The sequence below is a fragment of the Vibrio sp. S9_S30 genome (assembly GCF_014694455.1).
In the GTDB taxonomy this organism is placed as follows: Bacteria; Pseudomonadota; Gammaproteobacteria; order Enterobacterales; family Vibrionaceae; genus Vibrio.
Map to the genome: position 1 here is coordinate 203690 of NZ_JAAUWT010000007.1, position 26216 is coordinate 229905.

22 protein-coding genes are annotated in these 26216 nt (G+C 46.2%); 15 read left to right on the top strand and 7 right to left on the bottom strand.

The window, feature by feature from the left end:
- The first annotated feature begins 164 nt into the window (after positions 1-164).
- From acs to HC752_RS10900, 9 genes are all read left to right on the top strand, one after another.
- Positions 165-2114, top strand: coding sequence for an acetate--CoA ligase (gene acs, locus HC752_RS10860; protein ID WP_190335140.1), 1950 nt, complete (start codon positions 165-167; stop codon positions 2112-2114).
- A gap of 213 nt (positions 2115-2327) precedes the next feature.
- Positions 2328-3233, top strand: coding sequence for a DMT family transporter (locus tag HC752_RS10865; protein ID WP_190335141.1), 906 nt, complete (start codon positions 2328-2330; stop codon positions 3231-3233).
- 284 nt (positions 3234-3517) lie between these two features.
- The gene (gene aroQ, locus HC752_RS10870; RefSeq protein WP_190335142.1) at positions 3518-3970 is read left to right on the top strand and encodes a type II 3-dehydroquinate dehydratase; all 453 of its coding nucleotides are present in this window, start codon (positions 3518-3520) and stop codon (positions 3968-3970) included.
- 82 nt (positions 3971-4052) lie between these two features.
- On the top strand, positions 4053-4511 hold the full coding sequence (accB, locus tag HC752_RS10875) for an acetyl-CoA carboxylase biotin carboxyl carrier protein (protein ID WP_190335143.1): 459 nt from the start codon (positions 4053-4055) through the stop codon (positions 4509-4511).
- A 14-nt stretch (positions 4512-4525) separates the two neighbouring features.
- Positions 4526-5869: an acetyl-CoA carboxylase biotin carboxylase subunit gene (gene accC / locus HC752_RS10880; protein ID WP_190335144.1), complete on the top strand. Its 1344-nt coding sequence runs from the start codon at positions 4526-4528 to the stop codon at positions 5867-5869.
- 123 nt (positions 5870-5992) lie between these two features.
- Positions 5993-6880 (top strand): 50S ribosomal protein L11 methyltransferase, encoded by an 888-nt coding sequence (prmA, locus tag HC752_RS10885; protein WP_190335145.1) that lies wholly within the window; start codon positions 5993-5995, stop codon positions 6878-6880.
- A gap of 149 nt (positions 6881-7029) precedes the next feature.
- The gene (gene dusB / locus HC752_RS10890; RefSeq protein WP_190335146.1) at positions 7030-7998 is read left to right on the top strand and encodes a tRNA dihydrouridine synthase DusB; all 969 of its coding nucleotides are present in this window, start codon (positions 7030-7032) and stop codon (positions 7996-7998) included.
- A gap of 24 nt (positions 7999-8022) precedes the next feature.
- Positions 8023-8319, top strand: coding sequence for a DNA-binding transcriptional regulator Fis (gene fis / locus HC752_RS10895; RefSeq protein WP_002542007.1), 297 nt, complete (start codon positions 8023-8025; stop codon positions 8317-8319).
- A 347-nt stretch (positions 8320-8666) separates the two neighbouring features.
- Positions 8667-10310, top strand: coding sequence for a methyl-accepting chemotaxis protein (locus tag HC752_RS10900; RefSeq protein WP_190335147.1), 1644 nt, complete (start codon positions 8667-8669; stop codon positions 10308-10310).
- A gap of 123 nt (positions 10311-10433) precedes the next feature.
- On the opposite strand, the gene zntR is transcribed toward HC752_RS10900, so the two are convergent.
- The gene (gene zntR / locus HC752_RS10905; protein WP_190335148.1) at positions 10434-10874 is read right to left on the bottom strand and encodes a Zn(2+)-responsive transcriptional regulator; all 441 of its coding nucleotides are present in this window, start codon (positions 10872-10874) and stop codon (positions 10434-10436) included.
- A 320-nt stretch (positions 10875-11194) separates the two neighbouring features.
- Between zntR and purH the strand changes: the two genes are divergently transcribed.
- Together purH and purD are read left to right on the top strand one after the other, a co-directional pair.
- Complete coding sequence (gene purH / locus HC752_RS10910) at positions 11195-12805, top strand: bifunctional phosphoribosylaminoimidazolecarboxamide formyltransferase/IMP cyclohydrolase (protein WP_190335149.1); 1611 nt, start codon at positions 11195-11197, stop codon at positions 12803-12805.
- A gap of 86 nt (positions 12806-12891) precedes the next feature.
- Entirely contained in the window at positions 12892-14181 is a 1290-nt protein-coding gene (gene purD, locus HC752_RS10915) for a phosphoribosylamine--glycine ligase (protein WP_190335150.1), read from the top strand.
- A 111-nt stretch (positions 14182-14292) separates the two neighbouring features.
- Here the strand turns inward: purD and HC752_RS10920 are convergent, their stop codons facing one another.
- The gene (locus HC752_RS10920; protein WP_190335151.1) at positions 14293-14991 is read right to left on the bottom strand and encodes a DUF1481 domain-containing protein; all 699 of its coding nucleotides are present in this window, start codon (positions 14989-14991) and stop codon (positions 14293-14295) included.
- 39 nt (positions 14992-15030) lie between these two features.
- Positions 15031-15303, bottom strand: a complete 273-nt coding sequence (gene hupA / locus HC752_RS10925; protein WP_190335152.1) for a nucleoid-associated protein HU-alpha — start codon at positions 15301-15303, stop codon at positions 15031-15033.
- 262 nt (positions 15304-15565) lie between these two features.
- Between hupA and HC752_RS10930 the strand changes: the two genes are divergently transcribed.
- Complete coding sequence (locus tag HC752_RS10930; RefSeq protein ID WP_190335153.1) at positions 15566-16684, top strand: CNNM domain-containing protein; 1119 nt, start codon at positions 15566-15568, stop codon at positions 16682-16684.
- A 29-nt stretch (positions 16685-16713) separates the two neighbouring features.
- Here HC752_RS10930 and HC752_RS10935 read toward each other — a convergent pair whose 3' ends face one another.
- Positions 16714-17310 carry a YjaG family protein gene (locus tag HC752_RS10935; protein WP_190335154.1) on the bottom strand — a complete coding sequence of 199 codons (597 nt, stop codon included), beginning with the start codon at positions 17308-17310 and terminating at the stop codon, positions 16714-16716.
- A 70-nt stretch (positions 17311-17380) separates the two neighbouring features.
- Here HC752_RS10935 and HC752_RS10940 point away from each other — a divergent pair, with 70 nt between their 5' ends.
- Both HC752_RS10940 and HC752_RS10945 read left to right on the top strand, forming a co-directional pair.
- A complete protein-coding gene (locus tag HC752_RS10940) occupies positions 17381-18307 on the top strand; it encodes a D-2-hydroxyacid dehydrogenase (protein ID WP_190335155.1) in 927 nt (308 codons plus the stop codon).
- A 3-nt stretch (positions 18308-18310) separates the two neighbouring features.
- Positions 18311-18886 (top strand): uracil-DNA glycosylase family protein, encoded by a 576-nt coding sequence (locus HC752_RS10945; RefSeq protein WP_190335156.1) that lies wholly within the window; start codon positions 18311-18313, stop codon positions 18884-18886.
- 210 nt (positions 18887-19096) lie between these two features.
- Here the strand turns inward: HC752_RS10945 and hemE are convergent, their stop codons facing one another.
- Both hemE and nudC read right to left on the bottom strand, forming a co-directional pair.
- Positions 19097-20164 carry a uroporphyrinogen decarboxylase gene (gene hemE, locus HC752_RS10950; RefSeq protein ID WP_190335157.1) on the bottom strand — a complete coding sequence of 356 codons (1068 nt, stop codon included), beginning with the start codon at positions 20162-20164 and terminating at the stop codon, positions 19097-19099.
- A 256-nt stretch (positions 20165-20420) separates the two neighbouring features.
- Complete coding sequence (gene nudC, locus HC752_RS10955) at positions 20421-21179, bottom strand: NAD(+) diphosphatase (protein WP_190335158.1); 759 nt, start codon at positions 21177-21179, stop codon at positions 20421-20423.
- Between the two features lie 182 nt (positions 21180-21361).
- Between nudC and rsd the strand changes: the two genes are divergently transcribed.
- On the top strand, positions 21362-21853 hold the full coding sequence (rsd, locus tag HC752_RS10960) for a sigma D regulator (RefSeq protein ID WP_190335159.1): 492 nt from the start codon (positions 21362-21364) through the stop codon (positions 21851-21853).
- A 134-nt stretch (positions 21854-21987) separates the two neighbouring features.
- On the opposite strand, the gene rpoC is transcribed toward rsd, so the two are convergent.
- Complete coding sequence (rpoC, locus tag HC752_RS10965; RefSeq protein WP_190335160.1) at positions 21988-26184, bottom strand: DNA-directed RNA polymerase subunit beta'; 4197 nt, start codon at positions 26182-26184, stop codon at positions 21988-21990.
- Between the last annotated feature and the right edge of the window lie 32 nt (positions 26185-26216).

Below are 26216 nucleotides of genomic sequence, written 5' to 3' on the forward strand. Positions count from 1 at the left end.
ACCTCTCACTTTTCTAAGTAAGCCGATGCTTACAAAAGCAAAAGCCCCCTTATCATCCTAAAGTCTAATTGTAGAAAAACGGGGGGTAGCTGAGAGTTAATACCAACCGATTTCCATATCATTTAGGAAATAATGGAACTTGCTGAATTCACAAGGAGAAAACAATGAGTGAAGCCCACGTTTATCCGGTCAAAGAACATATTAAAGCTAAGACCCACGCTGATAACGACACTTATCTGGCGATGTACCAACAATCTGTCAGCGACCCAGAGGGCTTTTGGGGCGAACACGGAAAAATCGTCGATTGGATCAAGCCTTACACGAATGTAAAGCAAACGTCTTTCGATACCGGACACGTCGACATTCGCTGGTTTGAAGATGGCACGCTGAACGTTTCAGCGAACTGTATTGATCGCCACCTCGCCGAGCGTGGCGATGAAGTGGCCATCATTTGGGAAGGGGATGACCCTGCCGATGATAAGACGCTGACTTTCAATGAACTGCACAAAGAAGTTTGCCGTTTCTCTAACGCCTTGAAAGAGCAAGGGGTTAAGAAAGGTGATGTTGTTTGTTTGTACATGCCAATGGTGCCAGAAGCCGCTGTTGCCATGCTGGCGTGTACCCGTATTGGCGCGGTTCACACGGTGGTATTTGGTGGTTTCTCCCCAGAAGCCTTGGCAGGTCGCATTGTGGATTCCAACGCAAAAGTCGTGGTAACGGCAGACGAAGGGGTTCGTGGTGGCCGCGCGGTTCCATTGAAAAAGAATGTCGATGATGCATTGGCTAATCCTGACGTTAACAGCATTTCAAAAGTCTTGGTTCTAAAACGCACAGGTGGCGATGTTGCTTGGGATGCGGAGCGCGATGTTTGGTGGCACGAAGCAACCGCTGCGGTATCGGATGATTGCCCACCGGAAGAAATGAACGCCGAAGACCCACTTTTCATTCTTTATACATCGGGTTCCACAGGTAAACCCAAAGGCGTATTACACACCACTGGCGGTTACCTTGTTTACGCCACAATGACATTCAAATACGTATTCGACTACCAACCAGGCGAAATCTTCTGGTGTACCGCAGACGTAGGCTGGATTACGGGCCACACCTACCTTATTTACGGACCGCTTGCGAACGGTGCGAAAACCATCTTATTTGAAGGTGTGCCAAACTACCCGAAAACAAACCGCATGAGCGAAGTGGTCGACAAACACAACGTCAATATTCTTTACACTGCGCCAACGGCTATCCGTGCGTTAATGGCAAAAGGCAACGACGCCATTGAAGGCACAAACCGCAGCAGCTTGCGCATCATGGGCTCTGTTGGTGAACCGATTAACCCAGAAGCATGGGAGTGGTACTACAAAACCATCGGTGATGAAAAATCCCCTATCGTGGATACGTGGTGGCAAACAGAAACAGGCGGTATCTTGATTTCACCGCTACCTGGTGCAACGGCATTGAAACCGGGCTCCGCAACACGCCCATTCTTTGGCGTACAACCGGCGCTTGTCGATAACGTAGGTAACCTCATTGAAGGGGCTGCCGACGGCAACCTTGTGATTCTCGACTCTTGGCCTGGTCAAATGCGCACTGTCTACGGCGATCATGAGCGTTTTGAGCAAACCTATTTCTCTACATTTAAAGGCATGTACTTCACCAGTGACGGTGCTCGCCGTGACGAAGATGGCTATTACTGGATCACAGGTCGTGTGGATGATGTACTGAACGTATCGGGTCACCGCATGGGTACCGCGGAAATTGAATCGGCACTGGTTGCCTTCGACAAAATTGCAGAAGCGGCAATTGTTGGTGTTCCGCACGACATTAAAGGTCAGGCGATTTATGCCTACATCACCTTGAACGACGGTGAAATACCCAGTGCCGAGCTTCATAAAGAAGTGAAAGACTGGGTACGGAAAGAAATTGGTCCTATCGCCACACCAGACGTATTGCACTGGACAGATTCTTTACCGAAAACGCGTTCGGGTAAAATCATGCGTCGAATTCTACGTAAAATCGCCACAGGCGATACCAGCAACTTGGGCGATACTTCGACACTTGCCGATCCAAGCGTGGTGAATAAGCTCATCGAAGAAAATCAGAACCTGTCTTAATCGGGTTCACCTTACATTCCACCTATACTATTTCGCCAGGTCTTTTGACCTGGTTTTTTTACTCCAAATCGATACAAAAGGAAAATTTTCCGTAAAGCCTCAATGCTGGAAAATCCTTTTCTCTTTATCAGCAAAAGTCGTGCTACATTGAGAAATTATCGCTCCTAATGTTTGCATAGAATAGATGTACTTTCTCACTAACTGATTAATGCGATGTCTAAACAATTACTGTGCATCATAACGTTTGTAGCCGTTTGTTTGATATGGGGTACAACATGGATGGCAATGGAAATCGCGGTTGAAACCATTCCTCCCATTACCGCGACTGGTCTTCGATTCCTGATCTCAGCTCCTTTATTGATCGCTGTGACAGTCGTGATGAAAAAAGCCTTGCTTTTCCCAAAAGGCCAACGAAAGTTCATGGTGGCTGTTGCCGTATTTTACTTCGCTATTCCCTTTACCTTAATGATACTCGGCGAGCAATACATCTCGTCTGGGCTCGCTTCTATCATTTTTGCCAATATGCCGATTGCGGTCTTAGCCGTTTCGATGATCAGCTTGTCACTGCGCCTTGCTGTTCACCAACTGTTTGGATTGGGTATGGCCGTGATTGCGTTGTGTCTTATTCTATCGGGCGAACTAGAGATAGGAACGGGTAATAACAATGCTGGCATCCTTGCACTGGTCAGCGCCGTACTTATTCATGCCGTTATGTATGTGCTCACTCAGAAACACGCCAAGGGGATCCATGTACTGACCTATAACGCACTGCCTTCTGGTATCGCAGCGTTATTATTATTGGTTGCTGGGCTGTTTATGGAACAACCCGACATTCATCAATTCACTGACGAATCGATGTATGCCGTGGTCTATCTCGGACTGGTCGCGAGCTTCATTGGTATTGTGGCGTACTTCTCGCTCAATCAGATGACAGCGCCCTTCACCGCATCACTCTGCTTTCTCGTGTTCCCTGTGGTAGCGCTACTGCTTGATGCTTGGGTGAATGACCGCCGCCTCTCTGAGCTATCACAGCAGCTTCTATTGCCTTTACTCATTGGCATCGTCGTTGCCAAAGTACCACAGCTTCCTATCTGGCTGATTTCTCGCCCAAGCAAGTAACCTAGGCTCGGAATAACAGAGCTTAGGTTAAGTCCGTTTTCTGGGCTCACCACGACTATCTCCCGTCGGTGGGTCCAGATTCTTTATCTTCCTCACAGATTTTCTTTTCTTTGACATAAAGATATCGAGGTTTGACCAGTATTTTGCTGCTAATTGCGCTGAATTGTCTATAATCGACAGTTAATTTGAGCAAGACGATAATTTAGACCTCTAAATTTAATTACCAGCTCATAAAATTTGGAATGTCGAATTTTAACCTCTAGTTAAAGGAAGATAACCTCACAATGGCAACAAAATCACGCATTCTGGTTCTAAACGGTCCTAATATTAATCTTTTGGGTCTCCGAGAGCCGGCGCATTATGGCTCTAAAACACTCGCTCAGATCATTGATGATCTTGAGCACCAAGCGACCTCGCTAAATGTTGAGATCCAGCACCTGCAATCCAATCGTGAATACGAACTGATTGAAGCCATTCACGCTGCCATGGGAAATGTGGATTTCATTGTGATCAATCCAGCGGCGTTTACCCACACCAGTGTTGCTCTACGTGATGCGCTACTGGGCGTCGACATTCCATTTATTGAAGTGCACCTATCCAACGTTCACGCACGTGAACCGTTCCGCCATCATTCTTATCTTGCGGATAAAGCCGTCGGAATAATTTGTGGTTTAGGCGCGCAAGGTTACCAATTCGCATTGACTGCTGCGGTCAACTATCTGCAGTCAAATGGGTAATACCGGCAGTCAAATAAGTAATACATGACACAGAACACTCTCGAAACTTGAGAGTCACCTAATTTGAGAAAGAGAAAATAAGATGGATATTCGTAAAATTAAGAAGCTGATTGAGTTAGTGGAAGAGTCTGGCATCGCAGAGCTTGAAATCTCTGAAGGTGAAGAGTCAGTACGAATCAGTCGTTCAGGTCCTGCTCCTATTGCTGCTCCGATTCAATATGCGGCACCAATGGCACATGCTCCAGCACCCGCTCCAGTCGCAGCGCCAGCGGCACCTGTAGAAGCACCTGCCGAAGTCGTACCAGCCGGACACCACGTTCTTTCTCCAATGGTTGGTACGTTCTACCGCTCTCCAAGTCCAGACTCGAAGTCATTTATTGAAATCGGTCAGAGCGTTAAAGCGGGGGATACCCTTTGCATCGTTGAAGCGATGAAAATGATGAACCAAATCGAAGCGGATAAATCTGGCGTAGTGACAGCCATTCTAGTGGAAGACGGTCAACCTGTTGAGTTTGACCAACCACTCGTTATCATCGAATAACCGAGGCTGATTATATGCTAGACAAATTAGTCATCGCGAACCGAGGTGAAATTGCACTTCGCATCCTTCGCGCATGTAAAGAACTAGGAATTAAAACGGTCGCTGTTCATTCAACCGCTGACCGTGACCTAAAACACGTATTATTGGCAGACGAATCCATCTGTATCGGTCCGGCGCGCGGCATCGACAGCTACCTGAACATTCCGCGTATCATCTCAGCAGCGGAAGTAACTGGAGCCGTCGCTATCCACCCTGGTTATGGTTTCCTGTCTGAAAATGCCGACTTCGCAGAACAAGTCGAGCGCAGTGGCTTCATCTTTGTGGGCCCTAAAGCCGAAACCATCCGCATAATGGGTGATAAAGTTTCCGCTATCACGGCAATGAAGAAAGCTGGCGTACCTTGTGTACCAGGCTCGGATGGTCCTTTAGATGACGATCAATCGAAAAACAAAGCGCACGCGAAGCGCATTGGTTACCCAGTGATCATCAAAGCCTCTGGTGGTGGTGGTGGTCGCGGTATGCGCGTAGTTCGCAGTGAAAGTGAGCTAGTCGAAGCCATTGCCATGACACGTGCGGAAGCAAAAGCCGCCTTCAATAACGACATCGTTTACATGGAGAAATTCCTAGAAAACCCTCGTCACGTTGAAGTACAGGTGATTGCTGACGGTCAAGGTGGCGCTATCCACCTAGGCGAACGTGACTGTTCTATGCAACGTCGTCACCAAAAAGTCGTGGAAGAAGCACCAGCACCGGGTATTACGGCAGAAATGCGTAAGTACATCGGTGAGCGTTGTACGCGTGCTTGTTTGGAAATTGGCTACCGCGGTGCGGGTACGTTTGAGTTCCTATACGAAAACGGCGAATTCTACTTCATCGAAATGAACACTCGTATTCAGGTAGAACACCCAGTCACCGAAATGGTCACAGGCGTCGACCTTATCAAAGAGCAACTTCGCGTTGCTGCAGGTCAGCCGCTTTCTTACACTCAAGACGACATCAAGATCAGCGGTCATGCGATTGAATGCCGAATCAATGCCGAAGATCCAGAGCGCTTCTTACCTTCTCCAGGTAAAGTGGAACGTTTCCACGCACCTGGCGGTATGGGCGTACGTTGGGAGTCACACATTTACACCGGTTACACAGTCCCTCCTCATTACGATTCCATGATTGGTAAACTGATCACCTTTGGTGAAAACCGTGATGTCGCGATTGCTCGAATGAAGAACGCATTGGGCGAAATGATCGTTGAAGGCATCAAAACCAATGTGTCTCTGCAAGAAATGATCATGAATGATGAGAATTTCCAACACGGTGGTGCAAACATCCACTACCTTGAGAAGAAACTCGGGCTTCAGTAAGCGTTCACGCAGATAAAAACAAACAACACTCCCCGTGCGTGAGAAAATGCCGGGGAGTGTTTTTTTTATCCAAATCAGCTAGACTCCACATCCAATTTCAACACGACAAAAAAGGTGCATTCCATGCCCTGGATTCAAATCAAACTCAATGCGAGTGACAAGAACGCAGAACAAATCGGCGATATGCTGATGGAAGACACGGGCGCATTATCCGTCACCTTTTTGGATGCCAAAGATACCCCTGTATTTGAACCTCTTCCTGGTGAAACTCGCTTATGGGGCGAAACAGACGTTGTCGCGCTATACGACGCAGAAGTCGATACTAAGACAGTATTGAGTCAAATAACCGCAAGCGGCCTGTTAGAAGACGGATTTGCTCACAAAGTCGAACAACTTGAAGACAAAGATTGGGAACGAGAATGGATGGAAAATTTCCACCCCATGCAATTTGGCAAGCGGTTGTGGATTTGCCCAAGTTGGCGTGATATTCCCGATCCAAACGCCGTGAATGTCATGCTCGATCCAGGTCTTGCATTCGGCACTGGGACACACCCAACCACTTCGCTCTGCCTTGAATGGCTTGAAGGTATTGATCTCGAAGGGAAAACGGTTATCGACTTTGGCTGCGGTTCTGGCATTCTAGCCATCGCCGCGATAAAGCTGGGGGCAAGCAAAGTGATCGGCATTGACATCGATCCACAGGCCATTCAGGCATCCCGAGCCAACGCGCAGCGAAATGGCGTTGATCAGCAGCTAGAATTGTTCTTGCCTCAGGATCAACCAGAAGGCTTACTTGCTGATGTGGTCGTCGCGAATATTCTTGCAGGTCCATTGCGTGAATTGTCAAGCGTCATCAAAGGGCTGATAAAACCAGAGGGTTTACTGGCCATGTCTGGTGTGCTCGATACTCAAGCCGAAGACGTTGCAAACTATTACCGTGATGAACTGAACATCGATCCGATTGTGGAACAATCAGAATGGTGTCGAATCTCGGGCAAGAAAAATGCCTAAATGCAAGAGAAAATCAGCGCTCGCATTCTAATTGACTGAAATTTAGGCATTTTAAAAACAAATTGTAAATGCTCAAAAATTAAGCTTTTCTCTTTGCGAAAAAATGCGTAAAATGCGCGCCCTTGCTGGTATAGAACTGTAATGCTGTTTTGAAGATCGGAAACTATCAACTTAAGAACAATCTTATCGTCGCTCCTATGGCAGGGGTCACCGATAGACCCTTTCGAGAGTTATGTCTACGATACGGTGCGGGCCTAGCCATCAGTGAAATGATGTCGTCAAATCCCAAAGTATGGAAAACAGCGAAATCCCAACAACGCATGGTACATGAAGGCGAATCGGGCATTCGTTCGGTACAAATTGCAGGGGCAGATCCCCAGCAGATGGCAGAAGCCGCCCAATATAATGTCGATAATGGCGCACAAATTATCGATATCAATATGGGTTGCCCTGCTAAGAAAGTGAACAAGAAGCTTGCCGGCTCAGCATTACTTCAGCATCCGGACATTATCGAAAAGATACTGACCGCTGTCGTGAATGCCGTTAATGTTCCCGTAACATTGAAAACCCGCACAGGCTGGAACACAGACAATAAGAACTGTGTTCAAATTGCTAAAATGGCCGAAGACTGCGGCATACAAGCTCTTGCTCTACATGGGCGAACTCGGGCTTGTATGTACAAAGGCGAGGCAGAATATGAAAGCATCAAAGCGGCTAAAGAGGCGGTTTCCATACCGGTTATTGCTAACGGTGATATCGATAGCCCGGAAAAAGCCAAATTCGTACTGGAATACACTGGTGCGGACGCTTTGATGATAGGTCGCCCTGCCCAGGGTCGTCCATGGATTTTTCAGGAAATCCACTACTATTTGGAAAACGGCAGCACGATGGCTTCCCTTCCGATATCGGAGGTGAAGGACATTATGCTTGGTCATGTGAAGGCACTTCATGAATTTTATGGGGAGTTTTTAGGTCCTAGAATCGTGCGTAAGCACGTTGGCTGGTACTTAAAAGAACATGAGCAAGCAAGTGAGTTTCGCCGTACCTTCAACGCCATAGAAGCAGCTCCGCTGCAACTGGACGCGCTAGAAGGTTATTTTGATAACGTTGCATCATAATTACAGAAAAGAGCTAGACCGAATATGTTCGAACAAAATCTGACTTCCGAAGCATTGACAGTAACTACAGTGACCTCACAAGACCAGATCACTCAGAAGCCATTACGTGACTCAGTAAAAGCGTCTCTTAAAAACTACCTTGCTCAACTTAATGGCCAGGAAGTCAACGACCTGTACGAATTAGTATTGGCAGAAGTAGAGCAGCCACTACTAGACACCATCATGCAATACACTCGTGGTAACCAAACACGCGCAGCCACTATGATGGGTATCAACCGCGGCACGCTTCGTAAAAAACTTAAAAAATACGGCATGAACTGATCGCAGATCCGTTTTCTACCGAGCTTTAAAGCCCTGATCATTGGTCAGGGCTTTTTCTTTCATCAAACCCTCACCTTAAATTCAAATAAAGCTCAAAGAATTCACAAATCGGCTCACGCTAAATTTTTCTTTATAAGTAATTACTGAATTTTTATTCGAAATTGCACTGAATTAAATGGTTTTGCGCATCTTTGGTTTAATTTATCTATCTAGCTCACCTTTTTAAGGTTAATTAAAGGTTACCTTAAACTTTGAGCACGCTAGCTGCGTGTGACGAACAATGTACAACTTGATAAAAATTAAGAATAACACGTCAAGAATGAACCAATTAACAAAGGATTGTCGCTATGAATGGAATTAGCTTGCGCTCCGTATCCATCAAATCGCGGCTATACATCATGACGCTCACTATTGCGTTACTGATGTTAGCGCCACTTATTTATATAAAATATGCCTATCACGCAGATCTGCTTACCGCTAAGCAGGTAAAAACTCGACATTTAGTTGAAACCGCATACAGTGTCATTAATCATTTCTACCAGCTTGAACAAAATGGCACTCTCTCAAAAGAAGAGGCGCAAAGCCAAGCAAAGTCGGTTCTTAACGGATTAAGGTACGAGAACAACGACTACTTTTGGGTTAATGACACCCGACCTTATATGATCAATCACCCAATTAAACCTGCGCTCAACGGTAAAGATTTATCCGGTGTTAAAGATCCCACCGGCAAATTACTGTTCATTGAGTTTGTTAACGAGGTAAAACAAAACAATGGTGGTGGGTTCGTCAATTATATGTGGCCTAAACCTGGGTCAGATATCGATATAGAAAAAATGTCTTATGTAAAACTCCATAAACCATGGGGTTGGATTGTCGGAAGCGGGGTATACATTGACGACGTGGACGCACTATTTTGGGATCGTGCACAGTCAATCATTATGATTATTATTGGCTGTTTATTTGCTATGGCGTTGATTGCAACTTGGTTTGGCTACAGCATTACCACCCCCTGTGCTAAAACCGAAGAGGCACTTAATGACATTGCCGAAGGAGATGGTGATCTCACCAAAGAATTGCCTTCTGAAGGTAAAGATGAACTCAGCCATATTGCAACCGCATTCAATCTATTTACCAAGAAAATACGCTCTATTGTCACCGATATGGTCCCAGTAAGCCAAGGGATCACCAGTGCAGCAACGCAACTAAATCAAGTTGCGTCGAACGCATCTATTAAGGCAGGAGAGCAACATCAATCCGTCGATACCGTGGCATCAGCAATGAACGAACTCCATGCCAGTAACCAAGAAGTTGCTACGTCAGCCTCATCTGCCGCCGATGCTGCGCAACAAGCCGCTCAGCTGGGTGAGCAAGGGGTGAATGTCATCGACAGTGCGACAAATCACATGAGCTCACTGTCTGACCTATTAACGGAAACAGAGAAAAGTACCCTTCAACTCGCTCAGGATTCCGAAACAGTGAGTACCGTACTGGATGTGATTCGAGGCATTGCTGAACAAACTAACTTATTGGCACTCAATGCCGCCATTGAAGCGGCTCGTGCAGGAGAACAAGGACGGGGCTTTGCTGTTGTTGCTGATGAAGTTCGAACCTTAGCCACTCGCACTCAGGCAAGCACCGATGAGATAGAGCAAATTGTAGGAAATCTGCAAGCCAGAGCGAAAACGGTCACCTCCGCAATGGAAAAAACGCAGGTTCAATCCAATGCCACTCATGAGCAAGCGAAAAAAGCAAGAGAGACACTGGCAGAAATAGGGCATCAAATCACCCATATTCTGGAACTGAACCAGCAGATAGCAGACTCCAGTGCCCAGCAGACATTAGCTACGGAAGAAATCAGTAAGAACTTGATTATCATTTCAGAGAACAGCGACCAGTCGACAACCCAAGCAACGCAGGTCGCGCAAGCGAGTAAAGTGCTGATGAGTAATGGTCAAGAGCTCGAAAGCATCATCCGCCACTTCAAGGTTTAATGGATTGTACACATCAAAGCGCCACGCATCCGTGGCGTCTTTGTTATCTATCACACAATGGGCAGCCCGTAAGCTGCCCATTTTTATGCCGAATAAGTCCATGACCTAACTCAAAGAGACTTATTATCGATCATCACAACAAACACTAGATTCCTGTACTTCCTCCCCAGCTAATGCCTCCAGTATTGAGCAATGACTGGCATTGTCATCTACGTGACCACAGCACGCATCATTGATTTTCTTTAATGCTCGACGAATTCGAGTTAACTCGTGAATTTTTTCATCGATAAGAGTCAATTTCGCCGACGTGATCGACTTGACTTCAGCACAACTGTGCTCGGTCGCTTCGAGCTTAATGTCTAAAAGTTCACGAATTTCGCCCAAACTCAACCCAAGCGCCTTAGATTTAAGGATAAACTGAACCTGTTTTTGGTTTTCTCCATCATAAAGTCGATAACCGGACTCACTTCGTCCTGCAGGCGATATCAACTGATTCTTTTCGTAGAAACGTAATGTGTCGGTGCTGACTTCACACCTTTTGGCTAGCTCACCAATCTGAAACATGCTTTTTTAACCTTATTGTTGCGATTTTGGTGTCAAAAACGGATTTTCCTAATTATTTTTGTGACACCAAACGATTGCGCGAGCTTTTTTGTCATAATTTAGTTAGAATACGCGCCATCAAATTTTGAGTTGAAATGAATACATCGACCAATCAAAGGTCTTTACCAAAACTGGTCAATATCTTTGCTCTCATGCCTCTTAATCATGGCATGACTGAATGAATAATAATTCTATTTATCTTTAATGAGCATAAGAGCAAGTACATTTTTGGCAAATATCTTTAATCTAACTACTCTGTGAATTTGAGGAAGATGGAAGCAATGAATAACGCTCGCCCTATTCGCCGCGCTCTTATCAGCGTATCAGACAAAACCGGTATCGTTGAGTTTGCACAATCTCTTGCCGACCGTGGTGTTGATATCCTGTCTACTGGTGGTACTGCCCGCCTGCTTGCCGAACAAGGCATCTCTGTAACCGAAGTATCCGATTACACTGGATTCCCTGAGATGATGGACGGTCGCGTTAAAACACTTCACCCTAAAGTTCACGGTGGGGTACTGGGTCGTCGTGGTCAAGACGATGCCATCATGGAAACACATGGTATTAACCCCATCGATATGGTTGTGGTTAACCTATACCCATTCGCAGAAACTGTCGCGAAAGAAGGTTGCACGCTAGCTGACGCTGTTGAGAACATCGATATCGGTGGTCCAACCATGGTTCGTTCTGCAGCGAAAAACCACAAAGACGTAACGATTGTAGTGAACGCACACGACTACGATCGCGTTATCGCTGAAATGGACGCTAACGAGAAATCTCTAACGCTAGAGACTCGCTTCGACCTAGCTATCGCAGCGTTCGAACACACAGCGTCTTACGACGGCATGATCGCCAACTACTTCGGTACTATGGTTCCATCTTACGGTGCCTCTTTACTTGATGAAGAAGGAAAGAAGGCTGATGAAGAAAGTAAGTTCCCTCGCACATTCAATCAGCAGTTCGAGAAGAAACAAGACATGCGCTACGGTGAGAACAGCCACCAAGCCGCCGCATTCTACGTTGAAGCGAACCCAGAAGAAGCATCGGTTTCAACCGCCCGCCAAATTCAAGGTAAAGCACTGTCTTACAACAACATCGCTGACACTGACGCGGCACTGGAGTGTGTGAAAGAGTTCGACGAGCCTGCTTGTGTGATCGTGAAACACGCTAACCCATGCGGTGTCGCACTGGGTAAAGACATCCTAGAAGCGTACAACCGCGCTTACCAAACAGACCCAACATCCGCATTTGGTGGCATTATTGCGTTCAACCAAGAGCTCGATGCAGCTACTGCGTCCGCGATTGTTGAGCGTCAATTCGTTGAAGTTATCATTGCCCCTTCTGTATCAGCAGAAGCGGTTGAAGTGGTTGCGACGAAAAAGAACGTACGCCTACTTGAGTGTGGTGAATGGACAGCGAAAACATCTGGCTTCGACGTGAAACGCGTTAATGGTGGTCTTCTGGTTCAAGATCGTGACCAAGGCATGGTTGCTCAAGATGACCTAAAAGTAGTCTCGAAACGTCAGCCAACAGCGGAAGAGCTAAAAGACGCACTGTTCTGCTGGAAAGTGGCGAAGTATGTGAAATCTAATGCCATCGTATACTCGAAAGGTGACATGACTATTGGTGTTGGTGCAGGCCAAATGAGCCGCGTTTACTCTGCGAAAATTGCTGGCATCAAAGCGGCAGACGAAGGTCTACAAGTTGAAGGCTGTGTTATGGCATCGGATGCGTTCTTCCCATTCCGCGACGGTATCGACGCAGCCGCAGAAGCGGGCATCAAGTGTGTGATTCAACCGGGCGGTTCAATGCGTGATGATGAAGTGATTGCCGCAGCCGATGAACACGGCATGGCAATGATCTTTACAGGAATGCGCCATTTCCGCCATTAATCGATTGGGTTCTCCCAGCGAATAAACCAGATTAAGCCTCTCTATTATGAGGGGCTTTTGTGAATGTATTACTTAAGGATTACAACATGAACGTATTGATCATCGGTGCTGGCGGTCGTGAACATGCACTAGGCTGGAAAGCAGCACAGAATCCAAATGTAGAGACTGTCTTCGTTGCACCTGGCAATGCAGGGACAGCGCTTGAACCTAAACTCGAAAACGTCGCTATCGGTGTAGAAGACATTGAAGCACTTGTCGCGTTTGCCAAAGAAAAGTCCATTGAACTGACCATTGTGGGCCCTGAGGCACCATTGGTTATCGGTGTGGTGGATGCCTTCCGAGCCGCTGGCTTACCGATCTTTGGTCCGACAGAAGCGGCAGCTCAACTTGAGGGTTCTAAAGCGTTCACAAAAGACTTCTTAGCGCGTCACGCTATTCCGACCGGTGCTTACGCCAACTTTACAGAAATTGATTCGGCATTAGCTTACGTTCGTGAACAAGGCGCACCGATTGTTGTTAAAGCCGATGGCCTCGCGGCAGGTAAAGGCGTTATCGTCGCCATGACATTGCAAGAAGCGGAAGACGCCATTAAAGATATGTTGGCTGACAACGCGTTCGGTGAAGCGGGCAGCCGAGTGGTGATCGAAGAGTTCCTAGAGGGCGAAGAAGCCAGCTTCATTGTGATGGTCGATGGTAAAAACGTTCTGCCCATGGCCACCAGCCAAGATCATAAACGTGTGGGCGATAAAGATACTGGCCCAAACACAGGTGGTATGGGCGCATACTCGCCTGCACCAGTTGTCACTCAGGCAATCCACAACCGTATCATGGAGGAGGTGATTTACCCTACCGTGAATGGCATGGCTTCTGAGGGTCACCCGTACACTGGCTTCTTATACGCTGGGTTGATGATCGACAAAGACGGCACACCAAAAGTGATTGAGTACAACTGCCGCTTTGGCGACCCTGAAACTCAACCTATCATGATGCGCATGGAATCGGATCTTGTAGAGCTATGTTTGGCGGCAATTGATGAGAAACTGGATCAAGTGGAATCGAAATGGGATCCACGTGCCTCCATCGGTATTGTGCTAGCCGCGGGTGGTTACCCAGCTGCATACAACAAAGGGGATGTAATTTCTGGTCTTCCTCAACAAGAAGTTGAAGGCGAGAAAGTATTCCACGCTGGTACGGCGAACAAAGATGGCGATATCGTCACAAACGGTGGTCGCGTCCTTTGTGCAACCGCCCTAGGCAATAGCGTATCAGAAGCACAACAACGTGCTTACGAACTGGCAAAACAGATTCGCTGGGAAGGTGTCTTCCACCGCAGCGACATTGGTTATCGAGCGATTGCTCGTGAGCAAGAAAAATAACGCTTCACGCGTGTATAAATCAAAAAAGGCACTCATTGAGTGCCTTTTTTGTCTGTTCGTTTTGAGTGTCCTTAACCTCAACGCTGGATAAGAAACACAATAAGTTATTACTTAATTCTGCTCGATAAACGATGGGCGTGTAATGCAATCCTGGTTATCTTCCGACAACATCAGCAAATCATTCACAGAAAGCGTCTTAAGCTCTTTTTTACCAATAAACGCAACGTAGCTATCGACGGTCGACAAACGATTAACCACGAAGCTGGGAAGTATCTGATTGAAAGCTAATTTCTCGTACTCCCTACCATCACAGGCTTCAAACGTTTTCCCATCCCAATACCCTTGGATAAGTTCTAAGTTATCTTTGTCTTGGGCTTCCGTTGTTTCCACAACCAAAATGGCTTCTTGCTGATAGCGTTCGATTTGCTTCTCAGGAATAGGCAAAACTTTACCATCCAACCGAAGCTGTTGGTAAACGGCCTCACCAGAAGCACTAAATCGTAAATGGACACGATAAGGCACGAGCTCTTGCTCGTCATTGGTTCGATAACCTTCTCGAATCAACTCACGGAGCACATCCCCTTGCCAAGCGTAGTCTGTACGGTAGTAGCCATAATCTCCAGACGTCACATAATCAGCTGCCGAATAGGCGCTGCCTAGCCTTTTGGTAAACCAATAAAAGCTTTTGGAATCCCCTATAGATTGCCCACCAGAATAAGAAGCATACTGGTTTGCTTGGGGTATGTTAGAACTTGAAGAGCAACCAACTAGCGTGGCGAATAACAGAGGTGCGTAAAAGTATCGCTTCATAAAATAACTACGCCGAGTAAAAACTCGGCGTAGTATAAATTAGTTCACTGACTCTTTCAGTGCTTTACCAGCGACAAATGCCGGAACATTCGCTGCTGCAATTTGAATCTCGTCGCCAGTCTTAGGGTTGCGACCAGTACGAGCTGCACGATGGTTTACTTTGAATGTACCAAAACCGATAAGTTGAACCTGGTCACCCTCTTTAAGAGCTTCAGTTACTCCACCAAGAGTCGCTTCAAGAGCTGTTTTTGCTTGTGCTTTAGAGAGATCAGCTTTTTCTGCGATGAAGTCGATGAGTTGGGTCTTGTTCATTAGGTTTCCCTTCTTGTGTGTTTTTCGAAATCTAATTCACTGTAATCCATAAATGCCTGTTGTGGCAAAGGTTTGTCACCTCACTTTCGCTCTTCTGCCGATTTTTTAGCCGGATTATGAGCTTTACCTCACAATTTGTTACGAGTTTTCTCACTCCTGAGCTTGTTTTTCTTCTGTTCAGAACCGATTTATAGCCTAGTCGATAGTTCGTTTCCATTGGGATTCTATTGATATCGATACTAACAATTGATTGTAGGAAACTATGTTACTGCTCGCTTTATATGTCTCTATTGCGATTGGAGTGTCATTTATCTGCTCCGTTTTGGAAGCGGTGTTATTGAGTATCACCCCCAGCTATATCGCCCAACTTCGCCAGCAAGGTCATCCGTCTGCCCAAAAATTATTTGAACTAAAAGAAGACATAGATAGACCGCTCGCCTCCATCTTGACGCTCAATACCATTGCTCACACGATAGGCGCTGCAACAGCAGGGGCACAAGCCGCTGTTGTATTTGGTAGTCAGTGGCTAGGGGCATTTTCTGCGGTGCTCACATTCGGTATTCTTGTCTTCTCTGAAATCGTTCCTAAAACCATCGGCGCCACTTATTGGCGACAGCTTGCGCCAACCGTGGCAACAACATTGCGCTGGATGGTGTGGGCGTTGACCCCCTTTGTTTGGTTTTCAGAACAAATCACCAAGCGTCTTGCCCATGGGCATCAAGCGCCTAAAATGCGTGACGAACTGTCAGCTATGGCCGTCTTGGCAAAAGAATCAGGGGAATTTGCAGAAGGCGAATCTCGGATACTGCATAATTTACTGAACATTCAGGATGTGCCTGTTACTCAAGTAATGACTCCGCGTCCGGTTGTTTTCCGCGTCAATGCTGAGATGACCATCGGTGAGTTCCTAAAAGATCATAAAGATACGCCTTTTTCTCGCCCATTAGTTTACAGCCAACACACCGATAATATCCTAGGTTTTGTCCATCGATTGGAGTTATTTAGGATGCAACAATCCGGTGGCGGTGAGAAACAGCTGGGGGCGGTGATGCGTCCTATTCACGTGATCTTAAACAATAAAGGGCTACCAAAAGCATTTGACCAAATGATGGCGCAGCGCGTGCAGCTCTCTTTGATTGTGGATGAATACGGCACCATTCAAGGTATCGTGACTCTAGAAGACATCTTTGAGTACTTACTCGGTGAAAAAATTGTCGATGAAGCGGACAAAACAAGCGACATGCAGTTCTTAGCCAACCAACGCTGGGAAAAGTGGAAAGAAAAGCATGGCGTTATTGAAAGCCGAGATGATGACGAAGAAGCGGAACCATCAAAGATCGACAAGATCGACAAGATCGACAAGATCGACAAGAAACCGTAACGAAAAAGGCTCCATTGGAGCCTAATTTTTTAGTCGCGAGTGAGTTCTATCCCAATATTGCTGACAGGGTCATCGCGCAGTTCTTGCCGTAAATCCTTTATCAGATCGATGTCTCGCTCTTCCGACTCTTTTAGAGGACGGAATATTGCCCACTGCACATCCCACTCTGCGCAAACGGCTTCATTTTCTTTCTGGTTTTCATTCGTTATTTCTTCACCCGTCTGTGCTTCTTCTAAATGGGCTACGGTGTTAACAGACTGCTCGCTGACTTTAAGCATGGACTCAAACAATGTATCTCTGTCCAACAAACCATGCAAAAGCGTCGATAACGCGACACAGGCATCAACCGCTGGATAAACACCATAAAAATCAAACTCATCAGTAGATGGGATAAGTTCTTCTAGTTTTTCAAGTTGACGCTCAAAGTTTACTTTCGCACTTTTAACCGTGAGCATCTCCCAAACACTGTCTAAAATATCTTTGTAGACACGTGATTCTGCAAACTCTGTATTCTGGCAAAAAGCCGCATAATTGGGGTACATACGCTCGCAAAGAGACGCCATAAACGTAATTTGCTGCCAAGGTTCAAACTTTTCTAGGCGAATCTGGAGTGGGTTCTGTAACATGGTGACTCAACGATTGTAGGAAAAGACAGCGGAAGTGTACTTGATTCGCCAGAGGGAAAAAAGCAAGCCTATGAATAATTTTACTAACAAATTGTACATCGCATCGAAAGATCATGCTGAATACACTTCAATGCTCAACAATGCACAACTAGATGACCTCGTCATTACTCAAGACAAAAGTCTCGCTAACATTGTATTGGCTGATCCCCCTTTGGTTGCTCACGATTTAAACCAATTTTCCAAAATGGAATGGTTGCAATCTACCTTCGCCGGTGTGGATGCGTTGATGGCAAGCGGTCTCAGACAAGATTACGATCTGACTAATGTAAAAGGTATTTTTGGCCAACAGATTTCAGAATATGTCGTCGGGCACACGATCAATTATTTCCGCCACCTATTTACTTACCAACAACAACAATTGAAATCGCAATGGCAACCTCATCCTTACCAATCTCTGGACGACAAATCGATATTGATACTTGGAACGGGTGATATTGGGTGCCATCTTGCTAAAGTATGTAATGCTTTAGGCATGAAAACGGGGGGGGTCAATCGTACCGGAATCCCAGCAAAAGCCTCTCCTTTTAAATACACTTTTCATGTTGGTGAATTCAAGTCCGCGGTAAAAGATGCCGATATCATCGTCAGCACGCTTCCTTCCACAGAAGATACACGCGGCTACCTGAATGCGGCTAGGCTCGTGCATGCAGATAACGCATTACTCTTTAATGTCGGACGCGGAGATGTGCTTGTGGCGGACGATTTAATTCCAGCCATTGAAAATGGCAACATTGCTCATGCATTCCTCGATGTCTTTGAGCAAGAGCCTTTGACGAAGTCGTCCCCATTTTGGTTGCACGATAAGATAACAGTAACGCCTCATATTGCTGCCGTCAGTTTTCCTCATCAGGTTTTCGACCAGTTTAAAGAAAACTACTTGAGATGGTATGACGGGTTTAAATTACAAAACTTGGTCGACTTCAAAAAAGGTTATTGACCGATGAGTGAGCTCACTGCACTTCTCTGGGATATTAAACAATGTAAGTTATGTGAGCCTGAACTTCCTCTTGGAGCCAATCCGATTATTCAAGCTTCACAAAGTGCGCGCTTGTTAATTGTTGGCCAGGCCCCTGGCACAAAAGTGCATCACTCTTCCATCCCTTGGAATGATCCCAGTGGTGATAGGTTAAGAGCGTGGTTGAATATAGAAAAGGATGTGTTCTACGACGCATCTAAGATTGCCATCATGCCGATGGGTCTGTGCTACCCAGGAAAAGGAAAGAGTGGCGACCTTCCACCAAGAAAAGAGTGCGCCCCACGTTGGCATGCGTCTGTTTTGGATAACCTTCCTCACATTGAAATGACGCTGCTGATTGGTCAATATGCGCAGCAGTACTATCTGAAAGATTGCCCTAAGACTCTGACCCAAACCGTCGAGCAGTGGCATCGTTGGGCACCAGAATTTCTCCCGTTGCCTCACCCCTCTCCAAGAAACACGCTTTGGCTGAAAAAGAATCCTTGGTTTGAGTCGAAGACCGTCCCTTACATTCGCGGGATCGTTTCTCAAGTATTATAGCTTGGGGATCATCATGATCTTAATAGACCTAAAGCTGTACATATCACTTACCTTAGGTGGCACTCTCAATATAACACTATGAAGTTCATAGCCATTTTTCTATTTGTACAGCTAAATCAGTATTTAGCCTACTATGATCCAAATGCCTTTTGACCTGTACAAAAAAAGCGCGCCTGCTAAGCAATGCGCGCTTGATACACTTAATAATAGTTACTTGTGGTACGGCATAGAAAGTTCATGCACTGCTTCAACAAACACGCCCGCATTTTCTGGCGGCACATCAAGGTGAATACCATGACCAAGGTTAAAGACGTGACCTGTATTGCCCTCACCAAAACCTTCTAAAATGGTCGCCACTTCTTGGCGAATTCGATCTGGCTGAGCATACAGTATTGAAGGATCCATATTGCCCTGTAGCGCTACTTTATCGCCGACACGCTTCTTAGCATCGGCAATATCAATGGTCCAATCTAAGCCGACAGCATCACAGCCCGTTGCGGCGATAGACTCTAACCACATACCGCCGTTCTTCGTAAACAAGGTAACAGGCACACGTCGACCATCATTCTCGCGAATCAGCCCATCCACAATTTTGTGCATGTATTGCAATGAAAACTCATTGTAGTCACGTGGTGTCAATACTCCACCCCACGTATCAAACACCATTACAGACTGTGCGCCCGCTTTGATTTGAGCATTCAAATACTCAGTAACACTTTCGGCTAACTTATCAAGCAGCAGGTGAAGTGTTTGTGGTTCCGCGTACATCATTTTTTTGATTTTGGTGAAAGCTTTCGAACTTCCCCCTTCGACCATATACGTGGCCAGTGTCCAAGGACTGCCAGAAAAGCCAATGAGAGGGACGTCTCCTTGAAGATCCTTACGAATTTGGCGCACAGCATTCATGACATACTGAAGCTCACCTTCTGGGTCGGGAATACCGATTTTTTCCACATCGGCTTTGCATGTGATTGGGCGGCTAAATTTAGGACCTTCACCCGTTTCAAAATAAAGCCCGAGCCCCATCGCGTCTGGAATAGTCAGTATGTCAGAAAACAAAATCGCCGCGTCCAGCGGGAAACGACGCAAAGGCTGGAGCGTCACTTCTGAAGCCAGCTCGGCATTCTTGCAAAGTGACATGAAATCCCCTGCTTCAGCACGAGTGGCTTTATATTCAGGAAGATAACGACCTGCTTGACGCATCATCCAGACAGGCGTGTAATCGACAGGCTCTTTTAGAAGAGCTCTCAGGTAGCGATCGTTTTTTAATTCGGTCATTCCGGCTTCTTAAATCTGTTGGAAAGTTGCTATTCTACCACTTATCTCCATTATGGAAATCTGGGCTTTGCAACCTGGATCATGTTATTAGCGATAAAAATCAATGCGAAATTGATTCATTAGAGAACGCATGTTACAAACTTGATCGCTAGCGAAAACTATAATAACTGAGTATATGAATACTCAGCATCTCATAACGACATCTTACTTACCCCTCCGGTCTAGCCGGAGGTTTTTTTTGCCTCACAACAAAAACTTATTCCTTTTCAACCACTTGATTGATTAGTGCTTTCGCGATGGTGCCTTCTGGCGCAACCTCCGGAAGTTGATTAAAGTCAAACCACTGGGCATCCACCAGCTCAGTTCGGTCGATTTTGATTTCTCCACCAGCATACTCAGCAGTAAAACCCACCATTAAACTGCTTGGAAATGCCCATGGTTGGCTACCAAAATATTTGATGTTGGATACCTTAATCCCTGTTTCTTCTTCCACCTCACGTGCTACACACTGTTCTAACGTTTCTCCCACTTCAACAAACCCCGCTATCACCGTATACATGCTGCCTTTATGGCGATTATGTTTGGCAAGTAAAAGCTGATTGTTTTTTCGGACAGCGACGATGATACAAGGAAAAATCCGTGGGTAATGTAGAGTCCTGCAATCAAAACATTGCATCGCCAGCTGATTGCAATTTAGGTGATTGCGTCCACCACATTGAGGGCAAAACCGCAAACTTTGGCTCATGTGACCAAATTGAATCGCTCGGCTTATTAGCAAAAAGAGGGCTTCTGGTAAATGAAGTAGCGAACGTAGGGAGACTAAATCAAGAGTTTGCTCGACATCTTGATGATTTAACCAAACCAGTTTTTTTCCTTTATAACTCCCAATTTGGTGAGCATTCTCAGCCTGTAAATTCAATGAGCTAGCACAGCCAAAGGGTAATTTCCCATCTTTAAACCAGACATCGCTCCCTTCTACTACACACCAATATACTGATTCTTCATTTTTGAGCATGCCTACTCCTCTTTGCTTGAAGTTCGACCATTTTACTGGCAATCTTAATTCTTACCAGAGTTTGTAGCTCAGTAAGATCCGATCTATAAATTCTATATAGAGCAAGAGATTGCATTTTAAATTGACTCCTCTGGTTTCAGAGGCTTAGATTGCTGATTGACTAGTAATCAGATCATGAGGACATGGTCATGCTGAATAAATTCAAACAAGTACAAGAACAGTGGGGTGGCTCAAGCGAAGTCATCGATCATTGGCTGGATACACGTCAATCGCTGGTGGTGGAATATTGTAAGCTTGCTACTCCCCAAACGGCAAAGGGAACGGCTGTTTCTGGTCTGCCTTCTCCTGACGTTTTACAACACTTCTGCCAACATCTGGTTGACTACATTTCTGAAGGTCACTTCAAAATCTACGATATGGTGATGGATCGCTGGAAATCGACTGGCTACTCACCCACTGATGAAATCAACGATACGTACGGCAAGATCGTTCTCACTACCGATCCTTTACTGAATTTCACAGACAAGTACGCAACGGTTACTGAAGACGACCCGTTAAAGGAATTAGAAAGTGAATTGTCGTTGATTGGGGAAATTTTAGAAACACGCTTTGAAGTTGAAGATCAACTCATTCAGCTGATTGCGGACAGTTTAGCCGTTCCTCCCGGCGCTTAACCGTTTTCTGACCATTTAGGTCTCATTTGGGTTTTGGATTCGCTGTACTCTTATCTCACTGAGTAAATTCATTTTCCTAGATATTCGGTACAAAAAAGGCACCTTTCGGTGCCTTTTTCTTATCTTAGCATTGATTACTCTTCAGTAGAGAAACCCGCATTGAGAAGCGCTGCTAGGTTGTCCGTCGCTTGCTCCGCTGAAGGACCTTGGTCTTCACGTTTCTTTTGACGATCCTGATGGTAGGCAAAACCAGTACCCGCAGGAATTAGACGACCAACAATAACGTTCTCTTTCAGACCACGAAGATCGTCACGCTTACCAGAAACGGCTGCTTCTGTTAGTACGCGTGTTGTCTCTTGGAACGAAGCCGCAGAAATGAACGATTCTGTTGCCAAAGAAGCTTTGGTAATACCAAGAAGCTCGCGCTCAAAGCGAACCAGCTCTTTGCCTTCAGCTTCTAGCTGACGGTTAGCAATCTTGACCTGAGAGTACTCAACCTGCTCACCAGGTAGGAACTCAGAATCACCCGCGTAAGTAATTGTACACTTACGTAACATTTGACGAACGATAGTCTCAATGTGCTTATCGTTAATCTTAACCCCTTGCAGACGGTATACTTCTTGAACTTCGTTCGCGATGTACTCGGTTACTGCGCGGATGCCACGTAGGCGTAGAATATCATGCGGTGCTTCTGGACCATCCGCGATAACATCACCACGTTCGATCTTCTCACCTTCAAACACGTTCAACTGACGATGCTTAGGAATCATTTCTTCATAAGCTTCACCACCCTCACGAGTGATCACTAGACGACGCTTACCTTTAGTCTCTTTACCGAAGCTCACAGTACCTGTGTGCTCAGCAAGGATGGCAGGCTCTTTTGGCTTACGTGCTTCAAACAGGTCAGCAACTCGTGGAAGACCACCCGTGATATCGCGGTTACCACTTGATTTCTGAGGAATACGTGCAACTGTGTCACCCACACCTACTTCCGCACCGTCTTCTAGCTGTACAATTGCTTTACCCGGTAGGAAGTAGTGAGCTGGCATATCCGTACCAGGAATCATTACATCGTTACCAGCAGCGTCAATCAGCTTAACCGCTGGACGCATGTCTTTACCCGCAGATGGACGAGCCGCTGCATCCGTTACTTCGCTTGAAGAAAGTCCTGTTAGATCGTCAGTTTGACGAGAAACCGTCACGCCATCAATCATATCCACAAACTGGATACGACCTGCCACTTCAGTGATGATTGGCATGGTGTGCGCTTCCCAGTTAGCAACCGTTTCGCCTGCCTCTACTGAGTCGGTGTCTTTCTTGCTTAGGATAGAACCGTAAGGCAGTTTGTGCTTCTCTTTTGTACGACCGAACTCATCAATGATGGTCAGTTCAGAAGCACGAGAAGTAATCACTAACTTATCGTCTTTGTTGGTTACAAACTTCGCATTGTGAAGCCTGATAGAACCTTTGTTCTTCGCTTGGATGCTGTTCTCAGCTGCAGCTGTCGACGCCGCACCACCGATGTGGAACGTACGCATCGTCAGCTGTGTACCCGGCTCACCGATAGACTGAGCAGCGATAACACCGACTGCTTCACCTTGGTTCACTAGGTGACCACGTGCTAGATCACGACCGTAACACTGTGCACAACAACCAAAGTCAGAGTCACAGGTAACAACAGAACGTACTTTCATCTTATCAACAGAGTTTTCGTCGATAATCTGACACCACTTCTCATCAATCAGAGTATTACGTGGGATCAGTACATCTTCTGTACCTGGCTTCACGATGTCTTCCGCAACAACACGACCAAGCGCAAGCTCTGTCAGTGCCACTTTAACGTCACCACCCTCGATATGAGGCATCATCTCGATACCTTCGTGAGTGCCACAATCGTGTTCGTGAACCACGACATCCTGAGCAACGTCTACCAGACGACGCGTCAAGTAACCGGAGTTCGCTGTCTTAAGTGCGGTATCCGCAAGACCCTTACGAGCACCGTGAGTCGAGATAAAGTACTGAAGTACGTTCAAGCCTTCTTTAAAGTTCGCTGTGATTGGCGTCTCGATGATCGAGCCATCTGGACGCGCCATCAGACCACGCATACCAGCAAGCTGACGAATCTGCGCAGCAGAACCACGAGCACCGGAGTCGGCCATCATGTAGATGCTGTTGAACGATTCTTGCTGTTCTTCTTCGCCGTCACGATTAATAACCGTTTCAGAAGACAGGTTATCCATCATCGCTTTCGCAACGCGGTCATTCGTAGATGCCCAAATATCGATAACTTTGTTGTATCGCTCACCCGCCGTAACAAGACCTGATTGGAATTGCTCCTGAATTTCGCGAACTTCTTCTTCTGCGTCAGAAATTTCAGTGTACTTCGCGTCAGGTACAACCATATCGTCGATACCAACAGACACACCAGAAAGTGCCGCGTAAGCAAAACCTGTGTACATGATTTGGTCAGCAAAGATAACCGTATCTTTCAGACCAAGCTTACGGTAAGCCTCGTTGAGAAGCGTAGAAATTTGCTTCTTACCCAGCTTTTGGTTCACAAGGCTATATGGAAGACCTGATGGTACGATCTGCCAAAGCATTGCACGACCGATAGTGGTATCAACAAGAGCGGTATTTGTTGTACTGTTGCCGTCTTCATCAACAACGGTTTCAGTAATACGCACTTTGACACGAGTGTGAAGCTCAACAGAATCCGTGCGGTAGGCTTTTTCAGCTTCCTCAGGACCAGCAAGGTACATACCCTCACCTTTTGCGTTGATCTTCTCACGAGTCATGTAGTACAGACCCAATACAACGTCCTGAGAAGGTACGATGATCGGATCACCTGACGCTGGCGACAAAATGTTATTCGTCGACATCATCAATGTACGAGCTTCAAGCTGCGCTTCCAGAGTTAGAGGTACGTGTACCGCCATCTGGTCACCATCGAAGTCGGCGTTATATGCTGCACACACAAGAGGATGAAGCTGAATCGCTTTACCTTCGATAAGTACCGGTTCAAACGCTTGGATACCAAGACGGTGAAGTGTTGGCGCACGGTTAAGCAGTACTGGGTGTTCGCGGATAACTTCGTCTAGGATATCCCAAACGATCGCTTCTTCACGCTCTACCATCTTCTTAGCGGCTTTGATTGTCGTCGCCATGCCACGCGTTTCTAGCTTGCTGTAGATAAATGGTTTGAATAGCTCTAGTGCCATCTTCTTCGGAAGACCACACTGATGTAGACGTAGGTATGGACCCACTGTAATTACAGAACGACCAGAGTAGTCTACACGTTTACCTAGAAGGTTCTGACGGAAACGACCTTGTTTACCCTTGATCATGTCAGCAAGAGATTTCAGAGGACGCTTGTTCGAACCTGTGATCGCACGACCGCGACGACCATTATCTAGAAGGGCATCAACAGACTCTTGCAACATACGTTTTTCGTTACGTACGATGATGTCCGGAGCCGCTAGCTCTAGAAGACGCTTCAAGCGGTTATTACGGTTAATCACACGACGGTAAAGGTCGTTCAGATCAGACGTCGCAAAACGACCGCCATCCAGTGGAACCAGTGGACGTAGGTCTGGCGGAAGCACAGGAAGAACCGTTAGGATCATCCATTCTGGGTTGTTCCCCGATTGAATGAACGCTTCAACGATTTTCAGACGCTTAGTGACCTTCTTACGCTTAGTTTCAGAGTTCGTGGTTTCTAACTCTTCACGCATTTGCTCAGCTTCACGCTGAAGATCCATTGTGCTCAGCAGATCTTTGATCGCTTCTGCACCCATCTTAGCAGTGAATTCATCGCCCCACTCTTCCAAGCGGTCTAGGTATTCTTCTTCCGTTAGCATCTGACCTTTTTCTAGATCAGTCATGCCTGGTTCTGTTACGACGTACATTTCAAAATAAAGTACGCGTTCGATATCACGCAGTGGAATATCCATCAACAAACCGATACGAGACGGCAGTGATTTTAGGAACCAGATATGGGCAACAGGAGAAGCCAATTCGATGTGACCCATACGATCACGGCGAACTTTTGTTTGTGTAACTTCAACGCCACACTTCTCACAGATGACACCGCGGTGCTTCAGGCGCTTGTACTTTCCACAAAGACATTCATAGTCTTTAACTGGACCAAAAATACGCGCACAGAACAGACCATCGCGTTCAGGCTTGAACGTACGATAGTTGATCGTTTCAGGTTTTTTCACTTCACCGAAAGACCATGAACGGATCATGTCCGGTGAAGATAGACCGATTTTGATTGCATCAAATTCTTCGGTCTTATGCTGTGCTTTTAGAAAGTTTAATAAGTCTTTCACAATCAGCTCCTGTAAGGAGTTAAAAGGAGCTC